We start from the raw sequence: 20,178 nt of genomic DNA, 5'->3' as shown, positions 1-20,178 counted from the left end.
TCAGGCCGTTTTTGCGGGAATGGCGGCTAAAACAGCAACCAATAACTCCCAGTAGCGACCAACGCTGGCGATATCAACCTTTTCATCCGGCGAATGCGGAAACTTAATGGTTGGCCCAATCGACACCATATCCAAATGCGGATATTCCGTTTTAAATAAACCGCATTCCAGTCCGGCATGGATAACCATGATTTTCGGCTCATAATCAAAACGCTCGATAAACACGTCACGTACGGTATTCATAATTTTTGAATCGGTGCTTGGTTTCCAGCCTGGATAGGCGCCAGAGAACGTCACTTCAACACCGGCTAACCCATAAACAGAAGATAAGATTTCTTCCACCTGGTTACGGCCGTCATCATGAAGACTACGAATCAGTGACAATACCACCAATTTGTTACCTTTCATTCTAACCACGCCCAGGTTTATTGACGTTTCGACCACACCAGGTACATCATCAGACATACGGATAACGCCGTTAGGGCTGGCAGTTAATGCATGTAAAATGGTTTGCTGACAGGCTTTAGTCCACATCTGCTCGAAGGTCTCGGGCGAGATTAACAATAAGGACAAATCCGGTTCAACAATGGCAAGATTGGATTTGATCTGTTGTTGATGATCATCTACAAACGCCTTAAACGCCTCAACTTGAGCAACTGGCAGAACCAGGCTGGCGTTGGCTTCGCGCGGAATGGCATTGCGTAGCGAACCACCATTAAGTTCGGTCAGCTGAATATCAAATTTCTGCACCGCAAGGTTTAACAGGCGAACTAATAGTTTGTTGGCATTGGCACGTCCGGTGTGAATATCAACGCCTGAATGGCCACCTTTCAGTCCTGAGATAGATAGGTTGAACGAGTGGTATCCTTCAGGTACCGCTTCCATCTCAAGCGGGAACGTGGCGCTGGCATCGACGCCACCGGCACAACCCATATAAATTTCGCCATCCTGCTCGGAATCGGTATTAATCAGGATTTCGCCATCTAACCAACCGGCTTTGAGGCCAAAAGCGCCAGACATGCCCGCTTCTTCATCAATGGTAATTAATACTTCCAAAGGACCATGAGCGACATCATTACTGGCTAATACTGCCATCGCTGATGCCAGGCCAATACCATTATCCGCTCCCAGTGTCGTTCCTTTTGCCGTTACCCAATCGCCATCCACATAGGCCTGAATCGGATCGTTGAGAAAGTCATGATCATTATCGGCATTCTTCTGTGGCACCATATCCATATGCGCCTGCAGGATCACTCCGGGTCTGTCTTCCATGCCTGCCGTGGCCGGCTTTTTGATAAACAGGTTGCCCACTTCATCCTCTTTAATCGCCAGGCCAAGGTCTTTGGCCCACTGTTGGATCCAGGCAGAAATTTTCTGCTCGTGCTTGGAGGGGTGAGGGATTTCACATATGTTGGCGAATATTTGCCATAGGGGTTGTGGAGACAACTGCGCTAATGTCTTCATACTTGCTCTCATTTAATCGGTTGAATGATGATCGACTTATCGATCCTGCATTAAAAACTGCCATTGTTCAGCAAAGCTGTCGCTCGGCTTTTTCTCAAACCCAGAACGCACATACTGGTTAATTTTGCCTTCACAATAGGCGAGTAAAATATTAGCCAGGGCTGATTCATTAATCGCAAAGGCTTTACCTTCGCGTAGCTTACGTTCGCGAATAATCTGTTTAAACTGAGTTTCCAGTTTTTCAAAAAGCTGATGCACCCGAACTCGCAGACGCTCATTTTCGCCAACCAGGGCATCACCGGCGAGAATGCGGCACATTCCAGGATTGCGTTCTGCGAAGACCAGCACCACGTGCATGATATGTTGACATCGAGTCAATGTTTCTTTTTGTTCGCTGAGAATCATATTAATGCGAGAAAATACCGACTCTTCGATGTACTCAATCAAACCCTCAAACATTCTCGCTTTCGACGGAAAGTGACGATATAAAGCCGCTTCAGAGAAACCAACCTCAGCGGCAAGCTTGGCGGTGGTAATTCTCTGCCCCGGACTGGTTTCCAGCATATGAGCCAGACACTCTAAAATTTGTTGTCTGCGGTTTGATTTTGGATTTTGCGACATAGTTATTCTTATTTAGGTTAGGTTAAACACAATGCACCGATTACTTAGATGCAGGTTGGGGGCATTCTTTTAAGACGCTGGCAATATGTTGCACCAATTGACGAGCCAGCTCCTGTTTGCTGGTTAGTGGCAATTTCAGGTTCCCACCTCGCCAATACAACGACAGGGCATTGGTATCGCTATTAAAACCATGGCCTGGTGTCGACACATTATTGGCACAAATCATTTGTAAATTCTTTCTCTGCAACTTTTGCTGAGCATAGGTTTCGACATTTTCTGTTTCTGCCGCGAAACCAACAGTAAATGGGGCATTATCCAGTGCCGCTACGCTGGCAACGATGTCCGGATTTTTTTCCAGCAATAATTGTAATTGCTGCGAAGACTTCTTAATTTTTTGTTCCGCGACTTGCGCTACCCGATAATCGGCAACGGCGGCGCAGGCGACAAATACATCTGTCTTTAACGCCAGTTGCAATGCCTGTGTTTGCATGTCGATGGCCGTTTCGACATCGATTCGTTCCACCCCTGCCGGCGTCGCTAATTGCACCGGACCACAAATCAGGTAGACCTTAGCGCCCGCCTGTTGTGCCGCGCGAGCTATGGCAAAGCCCATTTTCCCGGAGCTATGATTAGAAATAAAGCGTACCGGATCCATAGGTTCGCGAGTAGGACCTGCAGTAATAACCCAGGTTTGCCCGGCAAGATAATCGCTATCCCCGTCAGAGAGAAAATAATCCAGACAATGCTGACATAATTGCAGGGGCTCCAGCATGCGGCCAAATCCGATATCGCCACACGCTTGCTCGCCCTGGCCGGGACCCCAGACCAGAACACCGCGATTCTTCAAAGATTCGACATTTTCCTGGGTAACGGATGTATGCCACATTTGTTGATTCATTGCCGGCGCAATAGCGATCGGCGCGGATGTTGCCAGGCAAATGGTAGTCAATAAATCATTGGCCATGCCGGCATTGATCCTGGCGATGATATCGGCACTGGCTGGAGCGATGAGGATCAAGTCGGCCCATTTGGCTAACTCTATGTGTCCCATGCCCGCTTCCGCCTCCGGATCCAACAAACTATCTGAAACCGGATTGCCGGAAACCGCCTGCAATGTCAGTGGCGTGATAAACGCTTTACCGCCCTCACTCATCACTACTCGTACATTGGCTCCCTGCTCTTTCAGGCGGCGAATTAAATCCGCACTCTTATAAGCAGCAATGCCGCCACTCACCCCAATGACAATGTTTTTTTCCGATAATTGCATCGCAACCTGCTAATTTTAGCGTTAAGGAGAAACCCTCGGGTTTCGTATTTGATGGAGTATTCTAATCTTCTCTGTTAGATGTTAGCAAGTACCAACATACGATGCGAAATTAACCAGTAATCAGAGGTTACGGATAACAATCAGTGATTAAACAACTGCCAAACGACGAAAGACCACGTGAAAAACTGTTAACACAAGGCGCAGAGCATCTTAGTAACAGCGAATTAATCGCATTACTGTTTCAAACCGGTAGTCGTGGCACCGATGTCATGGCCTTATCACGAAATCTGTTAAAGCAGTTTGGCAGCCTGCAGGCGCTATTTGCCGCAGATGCGCAAAGTTTCTGTCAGTCGCAGGGAGCCGGGTTAGCGAAATATGCTCAGCTTCAGGCCTGCCTGGTGCTAACCAGACGCTTGTTGCAGGAGCCGCTATCGCAACGACAAGCCCTGCAAAGCTCAACCCAGACCAAGCATTTCCTTATCGGCGCCCTGAAACTCGAACCGCACGAAGTCTTCGCGGTGCTATTTCTCGATAACCAACATCGCGTCATCAGTTTTAAGAAGTTATTTTACGGCACCATAGATGCGGCGACCGTATACCCCAGGGTGATTGTTGAGCAGGCATTAAAACTCGGAAGTTGTGCGGTCATCCTTAGCCATAATCATCCTTCCGGGGTAGTAAAACCCAGCCTTGCTGATAAACAAATCACCAAACGCCTGGTACAGGCATTAGCGCTAATCGATGTGCGGGTTCTGGATCACATCATTGTTGCTGGGCACCTGACATACTCGTTCGCGGAATGTGGTGACATGTGATGTCAGCCTGTTATTCATTAACATTGAATTTACCAACATTCAGAAAATCAGCAGTTATTCACGATTAATTCAGCAAAATCACAGATTTTAATTTTTGTTTTCAACAAAAGATCAGTATAATCGCGCCACCAGCAACAAACGTCTATTTTATAGGCGATAAAGCTTGATCAATAGAAAACGCGCCTGTATAATCTGCGGCCTTTTTCAGGATCCCGTAGGCGACGGCCTGGGGAGAAAATAGCTCGAGCTGAAATATTTTTTGGAGTGACTCAAATGTCTAAAGTTTGCCAAGTAACCGGCAAAAAACCGATGGTAGGTAACAACCGCTCTCACGCGTTGAATGCTACTCGTCGTCGTTTTTTACCAAACCTACAAACTCACCGTTTCTGGGTTGAAAGCGAAAACCGCTTTGTAAAATTACGCGTAACCCCTAAAGGTATGCGCATTATCGATAAAAATGGTATCGATGCTGTATTAGCAGACATCCGTGCCCGTGGTGAAAAAATCTAAGGAATTAAACCATGCGTGATAAAATCCGTTTAGTTTCATCTGCAGGTACCGGTCATTTTTATACGACTGACAAAAATAAAAAGACCATGCCTGAAAAGATGGAAATCAAAAAATTTGATCCTAAAGTTCGCAAGCATGTGATCTACAAGGAAGCAAAAATCAAGTAATTGATATTTGCTACAAAAAAACCCGGCCCTGCCGGGTTTTTTTATGCATGGATATATATCGTCGTGATATTACCTCCCTGATATCCCGACATTCCAGGTTCAGGTGTGGTGGGTAACAGGGAACAGTTCTCTTGCAATTTATTTTCACATTCTGACCTGCCCTTCTATCCAACAGTCACTGAATGAACATTGGTATTGGCACTACATTCATATAAGATTGGTCAACCTGCAGTAAATACATCCGAACGCAAATTATGCCTGAATTACCTGAAGTCGAAGTCTGTCGCCAGGGTATCGAACCCCATGTTCTGAACCAGAATGTCGCCGATGTCATTGTGCGTAATAAACAGATGCGCTGGCCCGTTTCTGAAGATATTGCGGAAATACGCGGACTGAAAATACTCGCGGTTGAACGACGAGCCAAGTACCTGCTTCTGAAAACTGAAAAAGGCACCCTGTTATTGCACCTGGGCATGTCTGGCACCATAAGGGTGATTGACGCTAACCTGGCGGTAAAAAAGCATGATCATTTCGATTTGCTGTTAGCCTCAGGAAAAGCGTTACGGCTGAATGACCCAAGGCGATTTGGTGCCATTTTATGGCTGAAAGACGATGTTAATGCTCATCCGCTATTCCAGTCATTAGGGCCTGAACCTTTAACCGATGAATTTCCGACCGGTTATTTATATGAAAAATCACGCAATAAAGCTGTACCAATAAAAACATTTATTATGAACAACCAGATCGTGGTCGGTGTTGGCAACATCTATGCGAATGAATCTTTGTTTCAGGCCGGTATCCGGCCAACGACGCCGGCTGGCAAGGTTAGTCGTAAACGATACGATACCCTGACCCAGATCATCAAAACCGTCCTCGCCAAGGCCATTACCCAGGGAGGCACCACCCTGAAAGATTTCACCCAATCCGATGGTAAACCAGGTTATTTTGCTCAGGAATTGCAGGTTTATGGTCGCGGCGGCCAACCCTGTGTTAGCTGTAAAACTACACTGAAAGAAATCAAACAGGGGGGGCGGGCCACGGTCTACTGCCCCAAGTGCCAGGCAAGGTAGAAGGCGAACTGGGAGGTGGAAGTGTGAGGTGGTAGGTGGAAGACGCTTTCACCCACCAGAGCTAGCTTACCTCTCCCACCAGCGCCTTGACTGTATAATATTTACTCGATAAATTAATGATACCAATCACATTAAGTTTGTGCACAACTCAGAGTTAGGGCCGTAAATGGGCCTCTGACAAACTCCCTACGGGTGAGTTTTAATTTAACGGGATTGGCATTAATGTTTCAGATTCCAGGGATAGTTATGCCGAAATCAATTTTAGTGATCACCGATGTACATGAAACCGATCACTGTTCTTTAAAGAAGGCTCACCAAATTGCCGCGCCCCTGGGTGCTGAAATCGATGTAGTGCGTTTTATAAAAACCAATGGTATCGATTCTCCTGATAGTGTTGGTGTAGAACAACAAAGCGAGGCGCTAACAGCGTCTTTAGAAAACATCTTTGCAGATTCCGAACAAAAAAGAACAATCACCAGCCAGGTCATTGTGACCGATGATATCGTTACCTGGGTAGTCAATTATTGTCATGATAAGTCCTTTGATTTAGTGATAAAAGCGGGCCATCGTTCAGAAACATTATTCCACACACCATGCGACTGGGAATTGATTAGAAACTTGCGAGTCCCCGTTCTAATCGCCAGCCAGCAGTGCTGGAAACACAAACCAGCTGTGTTAGCCGCCGTTGACCCGGAAGCCAAAGATGACATTCATCACGAATTAAATCACGCGATCTTAGAATGGGCAGGGAAATGGGCCAGAACCTTTGATTGCACTATACATCTGGTATATAGCCTTCCTGTATCCAACATTATGAAAGAACTGGATATTATTGACCTTGAGGAGTACGCACGCGAACATCGTGCTGAAGGGGAAGACAAACTCGCAACCTTGCTTAATGGCCATAACCTAAAAAACGTCAATTTCCATGTTACTGCAGGAGCACCCGAACGAACAATTCCTCATTGTGCCAATGAACTCAAAGCGGAACTGGTAATCATGGGAAGTATGGGACGAAGTGGAATACAAGGTATGTTGATTGGCAACGTTGCCGAAAAAGTCATGCATCATTTAAGAACAGACTCTCTGATTATTGAACGTCAAAAATAGATGCGTTGCCAGATATTAAATATAAAGTAGCTTGTGACTATAGCGAATCTATTTATAGTCATCAGGTTGTTGATACCAGGACTTACCGCACCGGTTAAGCAGCCAAACCACTCTGCTGCTACAAACCTTTCACGTCCATGTTCAGCAGTCATCTAAATTCGGCGTTACAACGAGCTTGCGAAGGTGAAGGTTCGCATACTACTAAGCATTACTATTGTTATCAGAGGGTTACTTTAAAAGTGCCAAAATGATGAGCACGTCTGCCTGGCAACCGTGTTTAATACTTTAAACACACAGGTAAACGTAACATACAGTTTTTCTAAGGTGGTTCAGTAAAGGTTGTAACCGGCGATATAACGAATTAGGCTAGAAATTCCTATACCGCTGAAATAACGATTAATCAAAGTAAAAAATAGCGCAATGTCTCACTAATTGAGGTTTCTTAAAAGTCGGCTATGGACAGAAAAACAATAATATATTTAGTAACATGGACATTAATACTGGCAGTATTCTGGCTACTGTTGTCAGGATTCTTTAAGCCATTGCTACTCAGCTTTGGTCTGGCATCTGTGGTACTGGTGGTGGTTTTAGTCCGGCGCATGGATAACACAGACAATCAACCTCAAAAGCCTTCGTTAAGCCTGCCTTTTTTCCGCTACATTGCCTGGCTTTTGGGACAAATCGTGTTGTCCAGCTCACAGGTTGCCAAACTTGTTTGGGGAAGTTCCAAACGGCTATCTCCTACCACCACTAAATTACCTGTCGCTCACATCCCTGAAGACTCTCGCGTCCTTTATGCCAATTCAATCACCATGACACCGGGCACGCTTAGCGTCGATATTGATGACAATTACGTGACCGTACATGCCCTACGTGAGGATTCTATCAAGTCGCTACAAGGTGGAAAGATGGCAAATAGCGTTGCAAATATTAGTGGAGATAAAAACTAATGTTGGTTTTAACGGCAACCTCTGTAGCTATTCTCTCGGTAATGGCATTGGCGTTAGCCCGGGCGCTGAAAGCAGATACCGTTTACGACCGTATCCTAGGGGTTAATATGGTTGGCACTAAAACCGCCTTGTTCATTGCCGTAATGGGCTTTCTCGGTGGTCGACCTGATTTTCTCGACATCGCCATCGTTTACGCCCTAATCAATTTCATCGGCATGATTGCGGTCCTGCGTTTTTTTGAATATACGGCAACAGACGGTGAACCAGGCGACAAGGAGCAGTCTTCATGATTTTGGAAACCCTGAGTACCATATTACTAATATCCGGTGCCTTTTTCAGTCTCACGGGGGCCATTGGCTTATTCAAGTTCCCGGATTTTTTTACCCGGGTACACGCCGCCAGTGTGACCGATTCCATCGCCACCATACTGATAATTTCTGGCCTGATTCTGCGCACAGATTTTGACTTGGTTGCCATCAAACTTTTGTTTATCCTGGTTTTCTTATTACTTACCAGCCCAACAGCTTCACATGCCCTTGCTAAATCCGCCAGACATGGTGGCCTGCTGACCTTAGCGGAAATCCGAGACACCCAAAACAAGGATAACGGCTAATGGCAGAGTTAATCGACTTGGTATTACTCGGTATGCTTGCGATAACTGCCTTGCGGATTATCTTTCTCAAAGATCTTTTCGCTGTGGTCATGCTTTTTGGCATATATAGCTTTTTATCGGCGCTGATATTCGTCAACCTCGATGCGGTTGATGTCGCGTTTACCGAAGCGGCAGTGGGCGCTGGCATCGCCACGGTACTGATGCTCGGCACATTGGCATTAACCGGACGCAAAGAAAAGGCTAATAGTCATACGGCTTTGCTGCCATTGCTGGTGGTAATTGTGACCGGTGCGGCACTCATTTACGGCACCTTAGATATGCCACCGTTCGGCGACCCTGAAAATCCTGCCAATCAACATGTTGCACCTCGCTATATTGAAGAATCACCACAGGAAGTGGGGTTGCCCAATATGGTTACCTCGGTATTGGCAAGTTATCGTGCCTTCGATACGTTGGGCGAAACTGCCGTTGTATTCGCCGCCGCTATCGGTGTGTTAAGTTTGTTAGGATTACCCAAACAAAGCCAAGCTACGATTGAATCCGGACTGAAGTCACATCTGGTCCTCAGGGTGGTAGCCAAACTCATTATTCCTCTGATATTAGTGTTTGCCTTATATGTTCAATTCCACGGTGATTATGGACCCGGAGGCGGTTTTCAGGCAGGTGTCATCGCAGCAGCGGCGATCATTCTTTACGCCTTAGTGTTTGGCCTGCCGCTGGCAACTCAAGTGATACAACCAAAATTGTTGAAAATACTGGCATCCATGGGAGTACTGATTTACGCAGCTACCGGTGTGGCAGGTTTATTCTTCGGTGGTAATTTCCTGGATTACAACGTTCTCGCCAGTGATCCCGTTGCTGGACAGCATATCGGCATCATAGTCATCGAGTTTGGTATTGGCGTGACGGTTTTTGCCGCCATCCTTAGTATTTTTTATGGTTTTGCCAGTCAGGCAGAGAGGGCGAACATTCAATGAGTTTTATCGTTGACTATTACAACTACTGGATTGTCGTATTTTTGATGATGGCAGGGTTTTACATTGTTATTTCTGCTAATAACCTGGTAAAGAAAGTGGTTGGACTTAATATTTTTCAAACCTCGGTATTTATCATGTACATCTCCATCGGCAAGGTTTCGGGGGGGAGTGCACCAATCCTGGCAGACGGTATAACCAGCTATTCAAATCCTTTACCCCACGTACTCATCCTTACCGCGATTGTGGTGGGGGTTGCAACTACCGCAGTCGGCCTGGCTCTTATTGTCAGAATCAAGCGCGCTTACGGAACGGTTGAGGAAAATGAGTTCAAAGACAAGGATGCTCTAATCTGATGTTTGCACAGCACTTTCCTGTTTTACCGATTGTTCTGCCACTGATTGGTGCACCGGTATGTATGTTATTGGCAAGGAGCCAGTTAGCCTGGTTATTTGCCACTTTGATTAGTGGATTCAGTTTTTTTATTTCGATTGTTTTACTGCTGACAACCCTGGATCAAGGTGTTTTGAGCTACGCACTCGGTGGTTGGGAGCCTCCCTGGGGCATTGAAATGAGAGTCGATGTCGCTAACGCTCTGGTTCTTAGTGTAGTAACCGGGCTTTCAACCCTGGTATTAGTCTATGCGAAACAAAGTATCGACAAAGAAATCGATCGCAATCAGCACACACTGTTCTATACCGCACACCTGCTTTGCCTGGCCGGGTTATCGGGTATTTTGAGTACCGGTGATGCCTTCAATCTATTCGTATTTCTGGAGATTTCCTCACTCGCGACTTATACGCTGGTCAGCCTGGCATCCGACCGGCGAGCCCTTACTGCAGCATTTCGCTACCTGGTAATGGGCACCATTGGTGCCACATTCATACTCATCGGTGTTGGCATGATGTATATGAAAACCGGTACCTTAAATATGTTGGACTTGGCGGCTAGAATTGCCGAGTACGACAGTAATCGCACCCTCAACACTGGCCTTGCCTTCATTCTAATCGGGGTCAGTATCAAACTAGCTCTGTTTCCTCTACATATGTGGTTACCGCCGGCCTACACCCACGCACCTTCGGCAGTAAGCGCCTTTTTGGCAGGTACCGCCACTAAGGTAGCTGTGTATGTCATGGTGCGCTTTATCTTCACCATCTATGGTGCAGAGTACGTCTTCCACGAGATGGGGATGGACGTGATTTTACTGGTGCTGGCGATTGTCGCTATCTTTAACTGCTCGTTCGTGGCAACGGTGCAAAGTAACGTAAAAACCATGCTGGCCTACAGTAGTGTGGCGCAAATAGGCTATATGATACTCGGTATCAGCCTGGTCACCAGTGCCGGCCTCATGGCGGGATTACTGCATATCTTCAACCACGCATTAATGAAGGGCGCGCTGTTCATGGCGGTCGGTGCGGTATTATTTCGCACCGGTTCTGCCGATATCAAAGCGTATTATGGGCTTGGCAAACGCATGCCACTGACCATGGCGGCCTTCACCATTGCCGGATTAAGCATTATCGGTGTACCGCTTACCGCTGGCTTTGTCAGCAAGTGGTATTTAGTCACCGCCGCCCTTGAGCAACAGCATTGGCTAATTGCCTTCCTGATACTCACAGGTTCTTTGTTGGCGATTGTTTATATTGGCCGAGTTCTTGAGGTGGCTTATTTCAAAGAGCCTGCTGATCCGACGGACACGACTATTAAAGAAGCCCCAGTGCTGATGTTAATTCCAATGTGGATTTTGGTTCTCGCCAACATATATTTCGGGATAGATACCTCACTGAGCGTTAGCGCAGCCGATGCGGCCTCAAAATGGCTGTTTCAACCTGCTGCCGACCTGGGGGCAGTGCGATGAATATCTGGTCTGCTTTAGAGCCTTCCCAGCTCATCAACCTTAGTATTATCGTGCCAGTCATTGGTGCAGCGCTACTCGTGTTCGCGGGTAAACGCCCTAACTTAAGGGAAACCGTCTCCATTGCCACGGCGGTTATTCTTTTTACCCTGGTTCTAGGCATCGCAGATAACACCTTTAATCAGGTGCCGATGGCGACGACCTGGGTCGTGCTTCTGTCAGGATTGAACATTGCATTCTCGGTCGAGCCATTGGGTGTCCTGTTTGCCCTGGTTGCCAGCTTTTTATGGATCATCACCACCATCTATGCCATCGGTTACATGCGTGGTCATCATGAGCAAAACCAGACGCGTTTTTTCTGCTGTTTCGCCCTGGCGATCAGTACGGTGATGGCGATTTGTTTTTCCGCTAACCTGTTAACCCTGTTTATTTTTTATGAACTGTTAACACTATCAACCTATCCCCTGGTGACCCATGCAGGCAATGAAGAAGCGAAACGCGGTGGGCGGGTATACCTGGGGATTCTGCTAACTACGTCGATAGCATTTTTACTGTTTGCTGTGCTTGGCACCTGGGTGAGTGCCCAAACCCTGGAATTTACACCCGGAGGCGTATTTAACGACGTATCGTCAAGTGGTTTGATTGCCGTGTTACTGGTGCTGTTCTGTTATGGCATCGGCAAAGCGGCGCTAATGCCTTTTCACCGTTGGCTTCCTGCGGCTATGGTAGCACCAACTCCGGTTAGCGCATTACTTCATGCGGTAGCGGTAGTTAAAGCGGGTGTTTTCAGTATTCTCAAAATCGCCATCTATATCTTTGGCATAGATAACCTGAGCGAAATCGCCACCACTGATCTGATGCTGTATATCGGCGCGGCTACCGTTTTGCTCTCGTCTTTTGTCGCAACGACTAAAGATAACTTAAAAGCGCGATTAGCATATTCAACCGTCAGCCAGCTAAGTTATATCGTGGTTGGTGCACTATTGGCCTCCTCCATTGCTGCAGCGGGTGCAACCCTGCATATCGTCACCCATGCGTTTGGTAAAATTACCTTATTCTTTTGTGCCGGTGCGATTATGGTCGCAACCCATAAAAAGAATATCAGTGAGATGGTCGGCCTGGGCCATAAAATGCCGTTAACCATGATTGCCTTTGCCATTGGTGCACTCAGTATTATCGGCTTGCCACCCATGGCCGGAACCTGGAGTAAATGGTATTTGCTGGTCGGCGCCCTGGAACAAGATAAGTTGATCATCGTTGCAGTGCTGACATTGAGCTCGTTACTGAACGTAGCTTACCTGCTGCCGATTCCAATCAAAGCCTTCTTTACTCCGGCGGAGCCAAATCAACAACCGGAATCATGGACAGAAACCCAACACACGCCATTGCCTAGCTTGATCGCCATTGCCGTGACCGCATCCGCATGCCTGCTGTTGTTCTTTTTCCCACAACCCATTATCGATTTAATTAATCTGATACCTGGCGTGTCTACGGAATTTTAAGGAAAGCCTTACATGAGTGATGAGCAAAACAAACCGGACTTTTTTGATAAGCCAGAAAATATCGACAAGATACTCAAGGTGTTTTACCTGATATGTACGCTATTGGTAGTGGCCGATTTTATTGTCCATCGTCACATTTATCACGATTGGGAAAACATTCCGGCATTTTACGCAATTTACGGCTTCATTGGCTGTGTGCTGCTAGTGCTCATCGCCAAAGCGATGCGTAAAGTCCTGATGAGAGGGGACGACTACTATGATAAGTAGCCTGCCATTTTTGCCACCATTCCTGCCACTGTTACTCGGTTCCATTGCTGCCATCTTTCTTCGCGGCCATTTGCGTAGCGTCGTTATGCTTTTGACCCCAGTATGGGGCGCATTGCAACTGGCGAGCCTGGAGCCCGGCATTTATTGGACCATTGAGTTCCTCGGCTATCACCTTGAGCCTGTGCGGGCAGACAAACTCAGCATGATGTTTGGCTATCTTTTCCACTTAGCGGCATTCATTGCCGTGGTTTATGCCCTGCATCTTAAAGATACGGTTCAGCATGTGGCGGGACTGAGTTATGCGGCCAGTGCGGTCGGGGCGGTGTTTGCTGGCGACTTACTCACCTTATTCGTATTCTGGGAACTGCTGGCGTTAACCTCAGTATTTTTAATCTGGGCCCGGCGCACGGATCGTGCGTACCGTTCCGGGATGCGCTACATCATCATTAAGGTGCTATCAGGCGTGTTATTACTCGCCGGGGCAACCATCTTCGTGAAACAGACCGGTAGCGCCAGGTTTGCCGAAATTGGCTTAGGACATGACGGTATTTTAAATCTCGGCACCTGGTTAATATTCCTGGCCTTTGGTATCAAATGTGCATTTCCTTTTATGCACAACTGGTTAACCGATGCTTATCCGGAAGCAACACCAACCGGTACAATATTCCTTGCCTCTTTTACCACCAAGGTAGCGGTTTATGCACTCGCCAGGGGGTTCCCTGGCGAGGAATTGTTGGTCTGGATTGGCGTCACTATGGCCTGTTTCCCAATCTTTTATGCGGTTATTGAAAACGACCTACGCCGGGTACTGGCATACAGCATGATCAACCAGGTTGGATTTATGGTGGTCGGTGTTGGCATTGGCACGTCACTGGCCCTTAATGGTGCCGTTGCCCATGCCTTTAATGACGTTATTTTTAAAGGCTTGCTGATGATGACCATGGGTGCCGTACTGCATATGACCGGACGCATTAATGGCTCAGAGTTAGGCGGCCTGTACAAAACCATGCCGAAAACGACGATTCTCTGTATCGTCGGTGCCGCATCGATTTCCGCATTTCCCTTATTCAGCGGGTTTGTGTCGAAGTCGATGATCATGAGCGCTGCGGTGGCAGAAGGATATGATATTGTCTGGCTAGCACTATTGTTCGCCGCCGCCGGGGTGTTCCACCATGCCGGTATCAAGATCCCCTATTTTGCATTTTTTGCTCATGATTCTGGTATTCGCACCACAGAGCCGCCAAAAAATATGCTAACCGCTATGGCAATTGCGGCGCTACTTTGTATCGTTATCGGGACCTTCCCGGCACAAACCGTTTATGCATTGCTTCCCTGGGAGGTGGATTATCAACCCTATGACGTGACCCATGTACTAACCCAGCTTCAGCTGTTGTTCTTCTCGGCACTGGCGTTTGTATGGTTGAATCTGAAGAATTTATATCCGCCAGAGCTGCCGTCTACGAATCTGGATTCTGATTGGTTTTATCGCAAACTGGCGCCAGGGTTTATGGTGCCGATTTACTATTCCATTACCGAGGCAATGAATCGACTGGAAAGGCTATCGAAAGTCGGGGTGAGACGGCTAATTAATAGCTCTTATGACAATGAAAAAGAGCAACCCAAAGGCTATTTTGCCCGGCTTTGGCCCATTGAGACTATGGTATTCTGGGTTGCCCTGTTGCTTGCCGGGATATTGATACTCTACTACATCTAGCGAGCGTAGCTGCGATCAGGATTCCCTGTCGGCGCAGGGAATCACCAGCCAACTTACCACTTACCGCTTATGGCTTATGGCTTATGGCTTAAAGCTAAGTAGCTCCAGCTTTATTAAACAAAGTCTTATCCAGCGCTTCTTTCACATAAGGGTGAACAAAGCCACTGACATCACCGCCATGCAATGAGACTTCTTTGACCAGGGTTGAAGAGATAAATGAATTTTCCTCTGCCGGGGTCAGAAATACGCTTTCCAAATCCGGTAATAACCGACGATTCATATTTGCCAGTTGAAATTCGTACTCGAAATCCGATACCGCCCGCAGGCCACGGATCAACACTTTTGCATCAACCGATTTCGCAAAATCAACCAACAGGCCACTAAAGCCTTTAACCGTGACGTTGTCCAGATGCTCGGTGATCTTTTCGATCATTTCGACCCGTTGAGCCAGCTCAAATTTCGGCTTTTTACTCGGACTGGCGGCAACACCAACAATCACATGGTCGAAGAGGTCTGCGGCACGCTCTATCAGATCAAGGTGACCATTAGTAACCGGATCAAAGGTGCCTGGATATATTGCTTTATTTTTCATGGTGCTGGTTCAACAGGAAGTTTTCGTCATTGTAACTATGGATGTACGCAATGCAAAGCTCTGGCTAAAATTTGCTTAAAGTAAATACTCAAAAAGTTTCACTTTTGCCCGGTTTAGCGTGTATGATGTCAAAATTCATCCAATTTTGAGTATAGCAAGTCGCTTTATCATTCAGGGTTTTGAAGGGAATGAAAACAAGAGAAAAAATCATCCTCGCCAGTATTGAATTGTTCAATGAACAGGGCGAGCGCAATATCACGACTAACCACATAGCAGCGCACCTGGGAATTAGCCCGGGCAACCTTTATTACCATTTCCGTAATAAAGAAGACATTATCTCTGCCATTTATGCCGAATATGCCGATGATTTGATCTCTCAGTTCCAACGCCTGTCGGATACAGAAAACCCGCTCGATTCCATTTTAAAGTATATGGATATCGTCTTTCAGCTAATCTCAAAGTTCCGTTTTTTCTATTCAAACCTGCCAGTTTTACTAAGCAAAAACCCATCGCTAAAGAAGCGCTATTCCGAAATTCAACGGGAAATCATTAAGAAAGTTTCCAGCATGCTGGTTTCGCTAAAAGATGCTGACATTCTCAACATCAAAGAAGAAGAATTGGATGATTTGACCTGTTTACTGCGGATCACAACAACCTTCTGGTTAAGCTACCTGCAAACTCAGCACGATGAGCCAAAAATTGATGATTCTGCCCTGTATCAGGGACTGCTGAAAATTTTCGCCCTGCTAAGTCCGTATGTAACCGACAATGCTCGCGAAGAGTTTGAAAAAGCCCGTAACCATTACCTGCAGCTGGAACAACAGGCCAGCGAAGTGGAAATGAGCGCGTAAGCCACTTAACGTTCAGTTTCCAGGCGTTGATAACCTGACATCAGCGCCTGCCAGTCACTTTCCTGCCATTGAAAGCCGTGCAAACGATCAAGTTCTTTTCGAAACGAACGTAACAATCTATCCAGGTTTTGCTGGCACCAGCTACCTAAGGGTGCTTCAACCTTGCCCTGATCAAAGTCAATCAGCCACACCTTGCCTGCGTTATCTAACATAATATTGTGACAATTAAGATCGTGATGAAAGATACCATAGCGATGAAATTCGTAGATGGTGGCGCCAATGTTTTGCCATTGCTCTGCCGTCAGGGGCTTTTCCTGCAAACAGCCAACCAGATCCCGGGCATTATGGATCAGCCCGGTAAGAATATCAGCGGAGTAAGTTAAGCCGTGGCGATGCACGGCAAAGCCGATCGGCTCTGGAGCAGGAAGCTTTAATTCCCTTAAATGCATTAACAATTGAAACTCTTTCACCGCCCGGGTGTTCATCATGCCGGTATAAAAATAACGGTCATTGATAAATTTACCGACCATGCCACCACGATAGTAATGCCTGAGCACGAACTGACCGCCCTGATGCTCAACGAAATAGGTGGTACCTCGCCCGGTAGCGGAACCAAGCACGGCTTGTTTTTTCTGCCAGTAAGCGGCGGCGAACATGCCTGGCTCAAAATCCTCTAAAATATGTCCATGATAGACACAGGTAATTGAGCCTTGCTGGAAAAGATTTAATGCGGATTGTTTTACAAATCTCTGCAGGTTCAAGATAATAACCCTTTTCATTGATCAGTTGGCCGGCACAGCCAGGCCCGGAGCGGACCTTCATTTATGACAGCCCAGTTTTCCAACCTGAAATCCCTGTGTATTCTTAGGTTATCTGCGATTGGTGATGTTTGTCATGCCGTGGCTATGGTACAACAAATCCAAAAACAGTATCCAGAAATAAAAATTACCTGGGTACTTGGCAAAGTCGAATATCGCCTGTTACAGGATCTTCCCGGTGTCGAGTTTATCATCTTCGATAAATCCAAAGGCTGGCGCGGATACCAGGAATTACGCCAACACATGCAACATCGGGCATTTGATGTCCTGCTGCATATGCAGGTTGCCTTGCGCGCCAGCATCGCCAGTTTATTTATTCCGGCGTCAGTAAAAATCGGTTTCGATAAAGCCCGGGCGAAGGAAGGACAATGGCTGTTTACCAACCGTACGGTGGAAGCCCAACAAAATCCACATGTTCTCGATGGCTTTCTCGCATTCGCCCGGGCGATTGGGGTGAAAACCGAAGATCCGCACTGGTTAATGCCGCATGGCGAGCAGGATACGGAGTTTGTAAAAGCGAATATTGATCATCCTCGATACGCAGTGATTTCACCCGCGGCGAGCAAAGCCGAACGGAACTGGCATGCTGAGGGTTATGCAAAATCCGCGGATTACCTGGCCAGCCTCGGCTACCAGGTCGTACTTTGTGGAGGCCCGGCTCCGTTGGAGGTCGATTTAGCGAAACAAATTGAGCAAAGATGCGAGCAAAAAACCTTAAACCTGGTTGGCAAAACATCGTTGAAACAGATGCTAGCCGTTTTGGAAAATGCCAAACTGGTGATCGCACCCGATACCGGACCTGCGCACATGGCGGTTACCGTCAATACGCCGGTTATTGGTTTGTACGCACATTCAAATCCTGCCCGCACCGGACCCTATCTGTACCAGGATAATGTGGTTAGCGTTTATCAACAGGCCATTGAACAACAACAGGGAAAACCGTTAAACGACATACCATTTGGTACCCGGGCCAAAGGTGAACTGATGCATTTAATCACCTTTGACATGGTAAAAGAGCAAATCGATAAACTGGTTAAAGATCAACGTCACTTGCTTCAATAATCGGCCTGATACCAGCCATTCTCATAAGCCAGGCTCCCCCACAGTGCGTGCGCTAATGCAGCTTCGTCGAGCTGAGGATTTGCCTGGCCGGGTGACAGGGTCCGATTTTGAGTATCAAAAATAAAATGCCTGGGCTCCTTACTGGGCTGCAAAATCGTTACCTGATTGCCGCTCATATAAGCAAAATTGTCCGCATATTGCATCATCGCCCGCTGCTCAACATTGATGTCATTTAAATCATGTCCCAACATCGGTGATACGTTGTTAATCCCCATCAGGGAAAGTAATGTCGGCGCTAGATCAATCTGGCTAATAATCCTGTCGTCCAGCACCGCAGCTTTGCCACTGTTTAAAATCACCCCGGGAATATGAAAATTATTGACCGGTACCAAATCGCGACCCAGCACCCTGGCATCATGATCGGCCACCACCAAAAATATGGTATCTTGCCAGTAAGCTTGAGATTTGGCGGTGGCAATAAACTTGCCAAGGGCATAATCCGCATATTGTATTGCCTGGTGTCGCAAGCGCTCTTTGCTATCATAAGTGTCAAGTTGTGCAGGTGTATAATCGATGGGCTGCACAATACCAGGAGGAAACTCAAACGGATCATGGTTGCTCGATGAGAAAATCAAACTGAAAAACGGCTTACCCGTATCATGTAATTGATTTAATTCGGTATTCGCCTGAGCAAATAAATCTTCATCGCTGGCCCCCCAGGATCCCACAAATTGCGGCTCGGCAATATCATCAAAATCGACAATCTGCGCAAAACCATTGCCCAGGAAGAAGCTTTTCATGTTATCAAAATGGCTTTCACCGCCATAAACGAATTGCGTCGTGTAGCCGTTGTGTTGCAGCAGTGAAGCAATGGTGAAAAAACCTTGCTGTGATTTATCGAGTTTAACCACAGACCGCGCCGGGGTTGGCGTAAAACCGGTTACCACTGCCTCAATGCCCCGCACCGAACGCGTTCCTGTTGCATATAAATGGCTAAATCCCCAGCCTTGTTGATACAACGCATTCAAATGGGGGGTCAGATTTAAACCACCCAGCGCCGACACATACTGGGCACCAAGGCTTTCTTCGAGAACGATCACCAGGTTTTTAGGCTTGCCCCGATACACTGGCTGCCGCTCTGACAGGCTTGGATATTGAGACGATTTAAACGCCTGGCTATCTACACCCGAACTCTTACGGACAATGTCGATAACCTTGTCCCTGTCCATCCGCCCATACATTTTCGCCGCATCTTTTTCATTGCCGAGTTGCTTGTAGGCATGGGCGACACTGTAAATTGAATTCAGCGCTAATGAATTCACTAACGGATCAGCAGAAAAATATACAAAAGCAGGGTTGATTGGCCGATGTCCCAACGTACCTCTGGCACAAAGCAGCAACACCGCAGTAAGTAACAACGATGTGGCACAGCGACTCGGTATCGAATGGCGCTGATGTTCTAGTTGCAGGTGCGCCAGACTAAACCACAAACCAATTGCCAGTAACACTAATAATCCCACCACCGTTACTAATGTGAACAGGTGGCCATGGAGCAACATGTTGAATACTTCCTGCGGGTAAGTCAGATACTCAATAAACAGGCGGTTAGGACGTACGCCATATTCAAGGATAAAGGTCGGCGTCGATAGCTCGAAAAATATGACCAGCAAAGCAAAAGTAAGAAACAGAATTTTGATTGATTTCTGCCACAGCGGCGAAACCCTGCGACTGGAAATCGCGAATGGATGAATCATCGCGGGAATCAGCAACAGGTAGCCGAGTGTACTTAGGTCGATTCTCAAGCCATTAAACAGCAGGGTCATTAGCGATTCGTTACCGACCGCCCTTTCAAAGTGCCAGAATGCCAGCCCCAGTCGGAATAACGATAGCAGGGCTAGCATGCCCAGGGAGAATAATAAAAAAGGCAAAAACAAAGAGATGAAGCGTTGCATTATT

22 protein-coding genes are annotated in these 20,178 nt (G+C 47.0%); 16 read left to right on the top strand and 6 right to left on the bottom strand.

The features are described 5' to 3' along the window. The 3 genes from E8M12_RS08630 to coaBC are packed head-to-tail and all read right to left on the bottom strand — an operon-like array spanning position 1 to position 3,352. Positions 1-1,464 carry an aminoacyl-histidine dipeptidase gene (locus E8M12_RS08630; RefSeq protein WP_136735748.1) on the bottom strand — a complete coding sequence of 488 codons (1,464 nt, stop codon included), beginning with the start codon at positions 1,462-1,464 and terminating at the stop codon, positions 1-3. 36 nt (positions 1,465-1,500) lie between these two features. Next, a complete protein-coding gene (slmA, locus tag E8M12_RS08625; protein ID WP_136735747.1) occupies positions 1,501-2,085 on the bottom strand; it encodes a nucleoid occlusion factor SlmA in 585 nt (194 codons plus the stop codon). A gap of 40 nt (positions 2,086-2,125) precedes the next feature. Beyond that, on the bottom strand, positions 2,126-3,352 hold the full coding sequence (gene coaBC, locus E8M12_RS08620) for a bifunctional phosphopantothenoylcysteine decarboxylase/phosphopantothenate--cysteine ligase CoaBC (protein ID WP_136735746.1): 1,227 nt from the start codon (positions 3,350-3,352) through the stop codon (positions 2,126-2,128). Positions 3,353-3,495: 143 nt separating this feature from the next. Between coaBC and radC the strand changes: the two genes are divergently transcribed. The 14 genes from radC to E8M12_RS08550 all read left to right on the top strand — a co-directional run bounded on the left by radC (position 3,496) and on the right by E8M12_RS08550 (position 14,899). Then, on the top strand, positions 3,496-4,167 hold the full coding sequence (radC, locus tag E8M12_RS08615; RefSeq protein ID WP_136735745.1) for a RadC family protein: 672 nt from the start codon (positions 3,496-3,498) through the stop codon (positions 4,165-4,167). 273 nt (positions 4,168-4,440) lie between these two features. Further along, positions 4,441-4,677 (top strand): 50S ribosomal protein L28, encoded by a 237-nt coding sequence (gene rpmB / locus E8M12_RS08610; protein ID WP_136735744.1) that lies wholly within the window; start codon positions 4,441-4,443, stop codon positions 4,675-4,677. An 11-nt stretch (positions 4,678-4,688) separates the two neighbouring features. Beyond that, complete coding sequence (gene rpmG, locus E8M12_RS08605; RefSeq protein ID WP_136735743.1) at positions 4,689-4,844, top strand: 50S ribosomal protein L33; 156 nt, start codon at positions 4,689-4,691, stop codon at positions 4,842-4,844. Between the two features lie 254 nt (positions 4,845-5,098). Further along, on the top strand, positions 5,099-5,914 hold the full coding sequence (gene mutM, locus E8M12_RS08600) for a bifunctional DNA-formamidopyrimidine glycosylase/DNA-(apurinic or apyrimidinic site) lyase (protein WP_136735742.1): 816 nt from the start codon (positions 5,099-5,101) through the stop codon (positions 5,912-5,914). A gap of 246 nt (positions 5,915-6,160) precedes the next feature. Continuing rightward, on the top strand, positions 6,161-7,024 hold the full coding sequence (locus E8M12_RS08595; protein WP_169303086.1) for a universal stress protein: 864 nt from the start codon (positions 6,161-6,163) through the stop codon (positions 7,022-7,024). A gap of 455 nt (positions 7,025-7,479) precedes the next feature. Then, on the top strand, positions 7,480-7,974 hold the full coding sequence (locus tag E8M12_RS08590; protein WP_136735740.1) for a Na+/H+ antiporter subunit E: 495 nt from the start codon (positions 7,480-7,482) through the stop codon (positions 7,972-7,974). Continuing rightward, the gene (locus E8M12_RS08585) at positions 7,974-8,264 is read left to right on the top strand and encodes an MrpF/PhaF family protein (protein WP_136735739.1); all 291 of its coding nucleotides are present in this window, start codon (positions 7,974-7,976) and stop codon (positions 8,262-8,264) included. The genes E8M12_RS08590 and E8M12_RS08585 overlap by 1 nt, the downstream gene beginning before the upstream one ends. Next, a complete protein-coding gene (gene mnhG, locus E8M12_RS08580) occupies positions 8,261-8,587 on the top strand; it encodes a monovalent cation/H(+) antiporter subunit G (RefSeq protein WP_136735738.1) in 327 nt (108 codons plus the stop codon). The genes E8M12_RS08585 and mnhG overlap by 4 nt, the downstream gene beginning before the upstream one ends. After that, the gene (locus E8M12_RS08575; protein WP_136735737.1) at positions 8,587-9,564 is read left to right on the top strand and encodes a DUF4040 domain-containing protein; all 978 of its coding nucleotides are present in this window, start codon (positions 8,587-8,589) and stop codon (positions 9,562-9,564) included. The genes mnhG and E8M12_RS08575 overlap by 1 nt, the downstream gene beginning before the upstream one ends. Then, a complete protein-coding gene (locus E8M12_RS08570) occupies positions 9,561-9,917 on the top strand; it encodes a cation:proton antiporter subunit C (protein WP_136735736.1) in 357 nt (118 codons plus the stop codon). The genes E8M12_RS08575 and E8M12_RS08570 overlap by 4 nt, the downstream gene beginning before the upstream one ends. Further along, positions 9,917-11,419 (top strand): monovalent cation/H+ antiporter subunit D family protein, encoded by a 1,503-nt coding sequence (locus E8M12_RS08565; protein ID WP_136735735.1) that lies wholly within the window; start codon positions 9,917-9,919, stop codon positions 11,417-11,419. The genes E8M12_RS08570 and E8M12_RS08565 overlap by 1 nt, the downstream gene beginning before the upstream one ends. Further along, positions 11,416-12,918 carry a proton-conducting transporter transmembrane domain-containing protein gene (locus tag E8M12_RS08560; RefSeq protein ID WP_136735734.1) on the top strand — a complete coding sequence of 501 codons (1,503 nt, stop codon included), beginning with the start codon at positions 11,416-11,418 and terminating at the stop codon, positions 12,916-12,918. Before E8M12_RS08565 ends, E8M12_RS08560 begins: the two co-directional genes overlap by 4 nt. Before the next feature lie 12 nt (positions 12,919-12,930). Next, entirely contained in the window at positions 12,931-13,185 is a 255-nt protein-coding gene (locus E8M12_RS08555) for a hypothetical protein (RefSeq protein WP_136735733.1), read from the top strand. Next, positions 13,175-14,899, top strand: a complete 1,725-nt coding sequence (locus E8M12_RS08550) for a Na(+)/H(+) antiporter subunit D (protein ID WP_136735732.1) — start codon at positions 13,175-13,177, stop codon at positions 14,897-14,899. Before E8M12_RS08555 ends, E8M12_RS08550 begins: the two co-directional genes overlap by 11 nt. Before the next feature lie 94 nt (positions 14,900-14,993). On the opposite strand, the gene coaD is transcribed toward E8M12_RS08550, so the two are convergent. Next, positions 14,994-15,491 carry a pantetheine-phosphate adenylyltransferase gene (gene coaD / locus E8M12_RS08545; protein ID WP_136735731.1) on the bottom strand — a complete coding sequence of 166 codons (498 nt, stop codon included), beginning with the start codon at positions 15,489-15,491 and terminating at the stop codon, positions 14,994-14,996. Between the two features lie 188 nt (positions 15,492-15,679). Between coaD and E8M12_RS08540 the strand changes: the two genes are divergently transcribed. After that, a complete protein-coding gene (locus E8M12_RS08540) occupies positions 15,680-16,342 on the top strand; it encodes a TetR/AcrR family transcriptional regulator (RefSeq protein WP_136735730.1) in 663 nt (220 codons plus the stop codon). A 5-nt stretch (positions 16,343-16,347) separates the two neighbouring features. Here E8M12_RS08540 and E8M12_RS08535 read toward each other — a convergent pair whose 3' ends face one another. Next, a complete protein-coding gene (locus E8M12_RS08535) occupies positions 16,348-17,103 on the bottom strand; it encodes a 3-deoxy-D-manno-octulosonic acid kinase (protein ID WP_246034081.1) in 756 nt (251 codons plus the stop codon). Positions 17,104-17,166: 63 nt separating this feature from the next. Here E8M12_RS08535 and E8M12_RS08530 point away from each other — a divergent pair, with 63 nt between their 5' ends. Continuing rightward, complete coding sequence (locus tag E8M12_RS08530) at positions 17,167-18,222, top strand: glycosyltransferase family 9 protein (protein ID WP_136735728.1); 1,056 nt, start codon at positions 17,167-17,169, stop codon at positions 18,220-18,222. Here the strand turns inward: E8M12_RS08530 and E8M12_RS08525 are convergent. Next, positions 18,216-20,174, bottom strand: a complete 1,959-nt coding sequence (locus tag E8M12_RS08525; protein WP_136735727.1) for an LTA synthase family protein — start codon at positions 20,172-20,174, stop codon at positions 18,216-18,218. The genes E8M12_RS08530 and E8M12_RS08525 overlap by 7 nt on opposite strands. Positions 20,175-20,178 lie beyond the last annotated feature (4 nt).

Origin of the sequence: Thalassotalea mangrovi, from assembly GCF_005116735.1 — a bacterium.
In the GTDB taxonomy this organism is placed as follows: Bacteria; Pseudomonadota; Gammaproteobacteria; order Enterobacterales; family Alteromonadaceae; genus Thalassotalea_A; species Thalassotalea_A mangrovi.
Note: the sequence above shows the minus strand (reverse complement) of the source record. Positions and strands in the feature narration are given on the sequence as shown.

What these genes read in the sequence shown, in the direction of transcription:
- E8M12_RS08630 (WP_136735748.1), bottom strand. Translation starts at nt 1,464, where the DNA reads ATGAAGACATTAGCGCAGTTGTCTCCACAACCCCTATGGCAAATATTC.
- slmA (WP_136735747.1), bottom strand. Translation starts at nt 2,085, where the DNA reads ATGTCGCAAAATCCAAAATCAAACCGCAGACAACAAATTTTAGAGTGT.
- coaBC (WP_136735746.1), bottom strand. Translation starts at nt 3,352, where the DNA reads ATGCAATTATCGGAAAAAAACATTGTCATTGGGGTGAGTGGCGGCATT.
- rpmB (WP_136735744.1), top strand. Translation starts at nt 4,441, where the DNA reads ATGTCTAAAGTTTGCCAAGTAACCGGCAAAAAACCGATGGTAGGTAAC.
- rpmG (WP_136735743.1), top strand. Translation starts at nt 4,689, where the DNA reads ATGCGTGATAAAATCCGTTTAGTTTCATCTGCAGGTACCGGTCATTTT.
- mutM (WP_136735742.1), top strand. Translation starts at nt 5,099, where the DNA reads ATGCCTGAATTACCTGAAGTCGAAGTCTGTCGCCAGGGTATCGAACCC.
- E8M12_RS08595 (WP_169303086.1), top strand. Translation starts at nt 6,161, where the DNA reads ATGCCGAAATCAATTTTAGTGATCACCGATGTACATGAAACCGATCAC.
- E8M12_RS08590 (WP_136735740.1), top strand. Translation starts at nt 7,480, where the DNA reads ATGGACAGAAAAACAATAATATATTTAGTAACATGGACATTAATACTG.
- E8M12_RS08585 (WP_136735739.1), top strand. Translation starts at nt 7,974, where the DNA reads ATGTTGGTTTTAACGGCAACCTCTGTAGCTATTCTCTCGGTAATGGCA.
- mnhG (WP_136735738.1), top strand. Translation starts at nt 8,261, where the DNA reads ATGATTTTGGAAACCCTGAGTACCATATTACTAATATCCGGTGCCTTT.
- E8M12_RS08575 (WP_136735737.1), top strand. Translation starts at nt 8,587, where the DNA reads ATGGCAGAGTTAATCGACTTGGTATTACTCGGTATGCTTGCGATAACT.
- E8M12_RS08570 (WP_136735736.1), top strand. Translation starts at nt 9,561, where the DNA reads ATGAGTTTTATCGTTGACTATTACAACTACTGGATTGTCGTATTTTTG.
- E8M12_RS08565 (WP_136735735.1), top strand. Translation starts at nt 9,917, where the DNA reads ATGTTTGCACAGCACTTTCCTGTTTTACCGATTGTTCTGCCACTGATT.
- E8M12_RS08560 (WP_136735734.1), top strand. Translation starts at nt 11,416, where the DNA reads ATGAATATCTGGTCTGCTTTAGAGCCTTCCCAGCTCATCAACCTTAGT.
- E8M12_RS08555 (WP_136735733.1), top strand. Translation starts at nt 12,931, where the DNA reads ATGAGTGATGAGCAAAACAAACCGGACTTTTTTGATAAGCCAGAAAAT.
- E8M12_RS08550 (WP_136735732.1), top strand. Translation starts at nt 13,175, where the DNA reads ATGATAAGTAGCCTGCCATTTTTGCCACCATTCCTGCCACTGTTACTC.
- coaD (WP_136735731.1), bottom strand. Translation starts at nt 15,491, where the DNA reads ATGAAAAATAAAGCAATATATCCAGGCACCTTTGATCCGGTTACTAAT.
- E8M12_RS08540 (WP_136735730.1), top strand. Translation starts at nt 15,680, where the DNA reads ATGAAAACAAGAGAAAAAATCATCCTCGCCAGTATTGAATTGTTCAAT.
- E8M12_RS08530 (WP_136735728.1), top strand. Translation starts at nt 17,167, where the DNA reads ATGACAGCCCAGTTTTCCAACCTGAAATCCCTGTGTATTCTTAGGTTA.
- E8M12_RS08525 (WP_136735727.1), bottom strand. Translation starts at nt 20,174, where the DNA reads ATGCAACGCTTCATCTCTTTGTTTTTGCCTTTTTTATTATTCTCCCTG.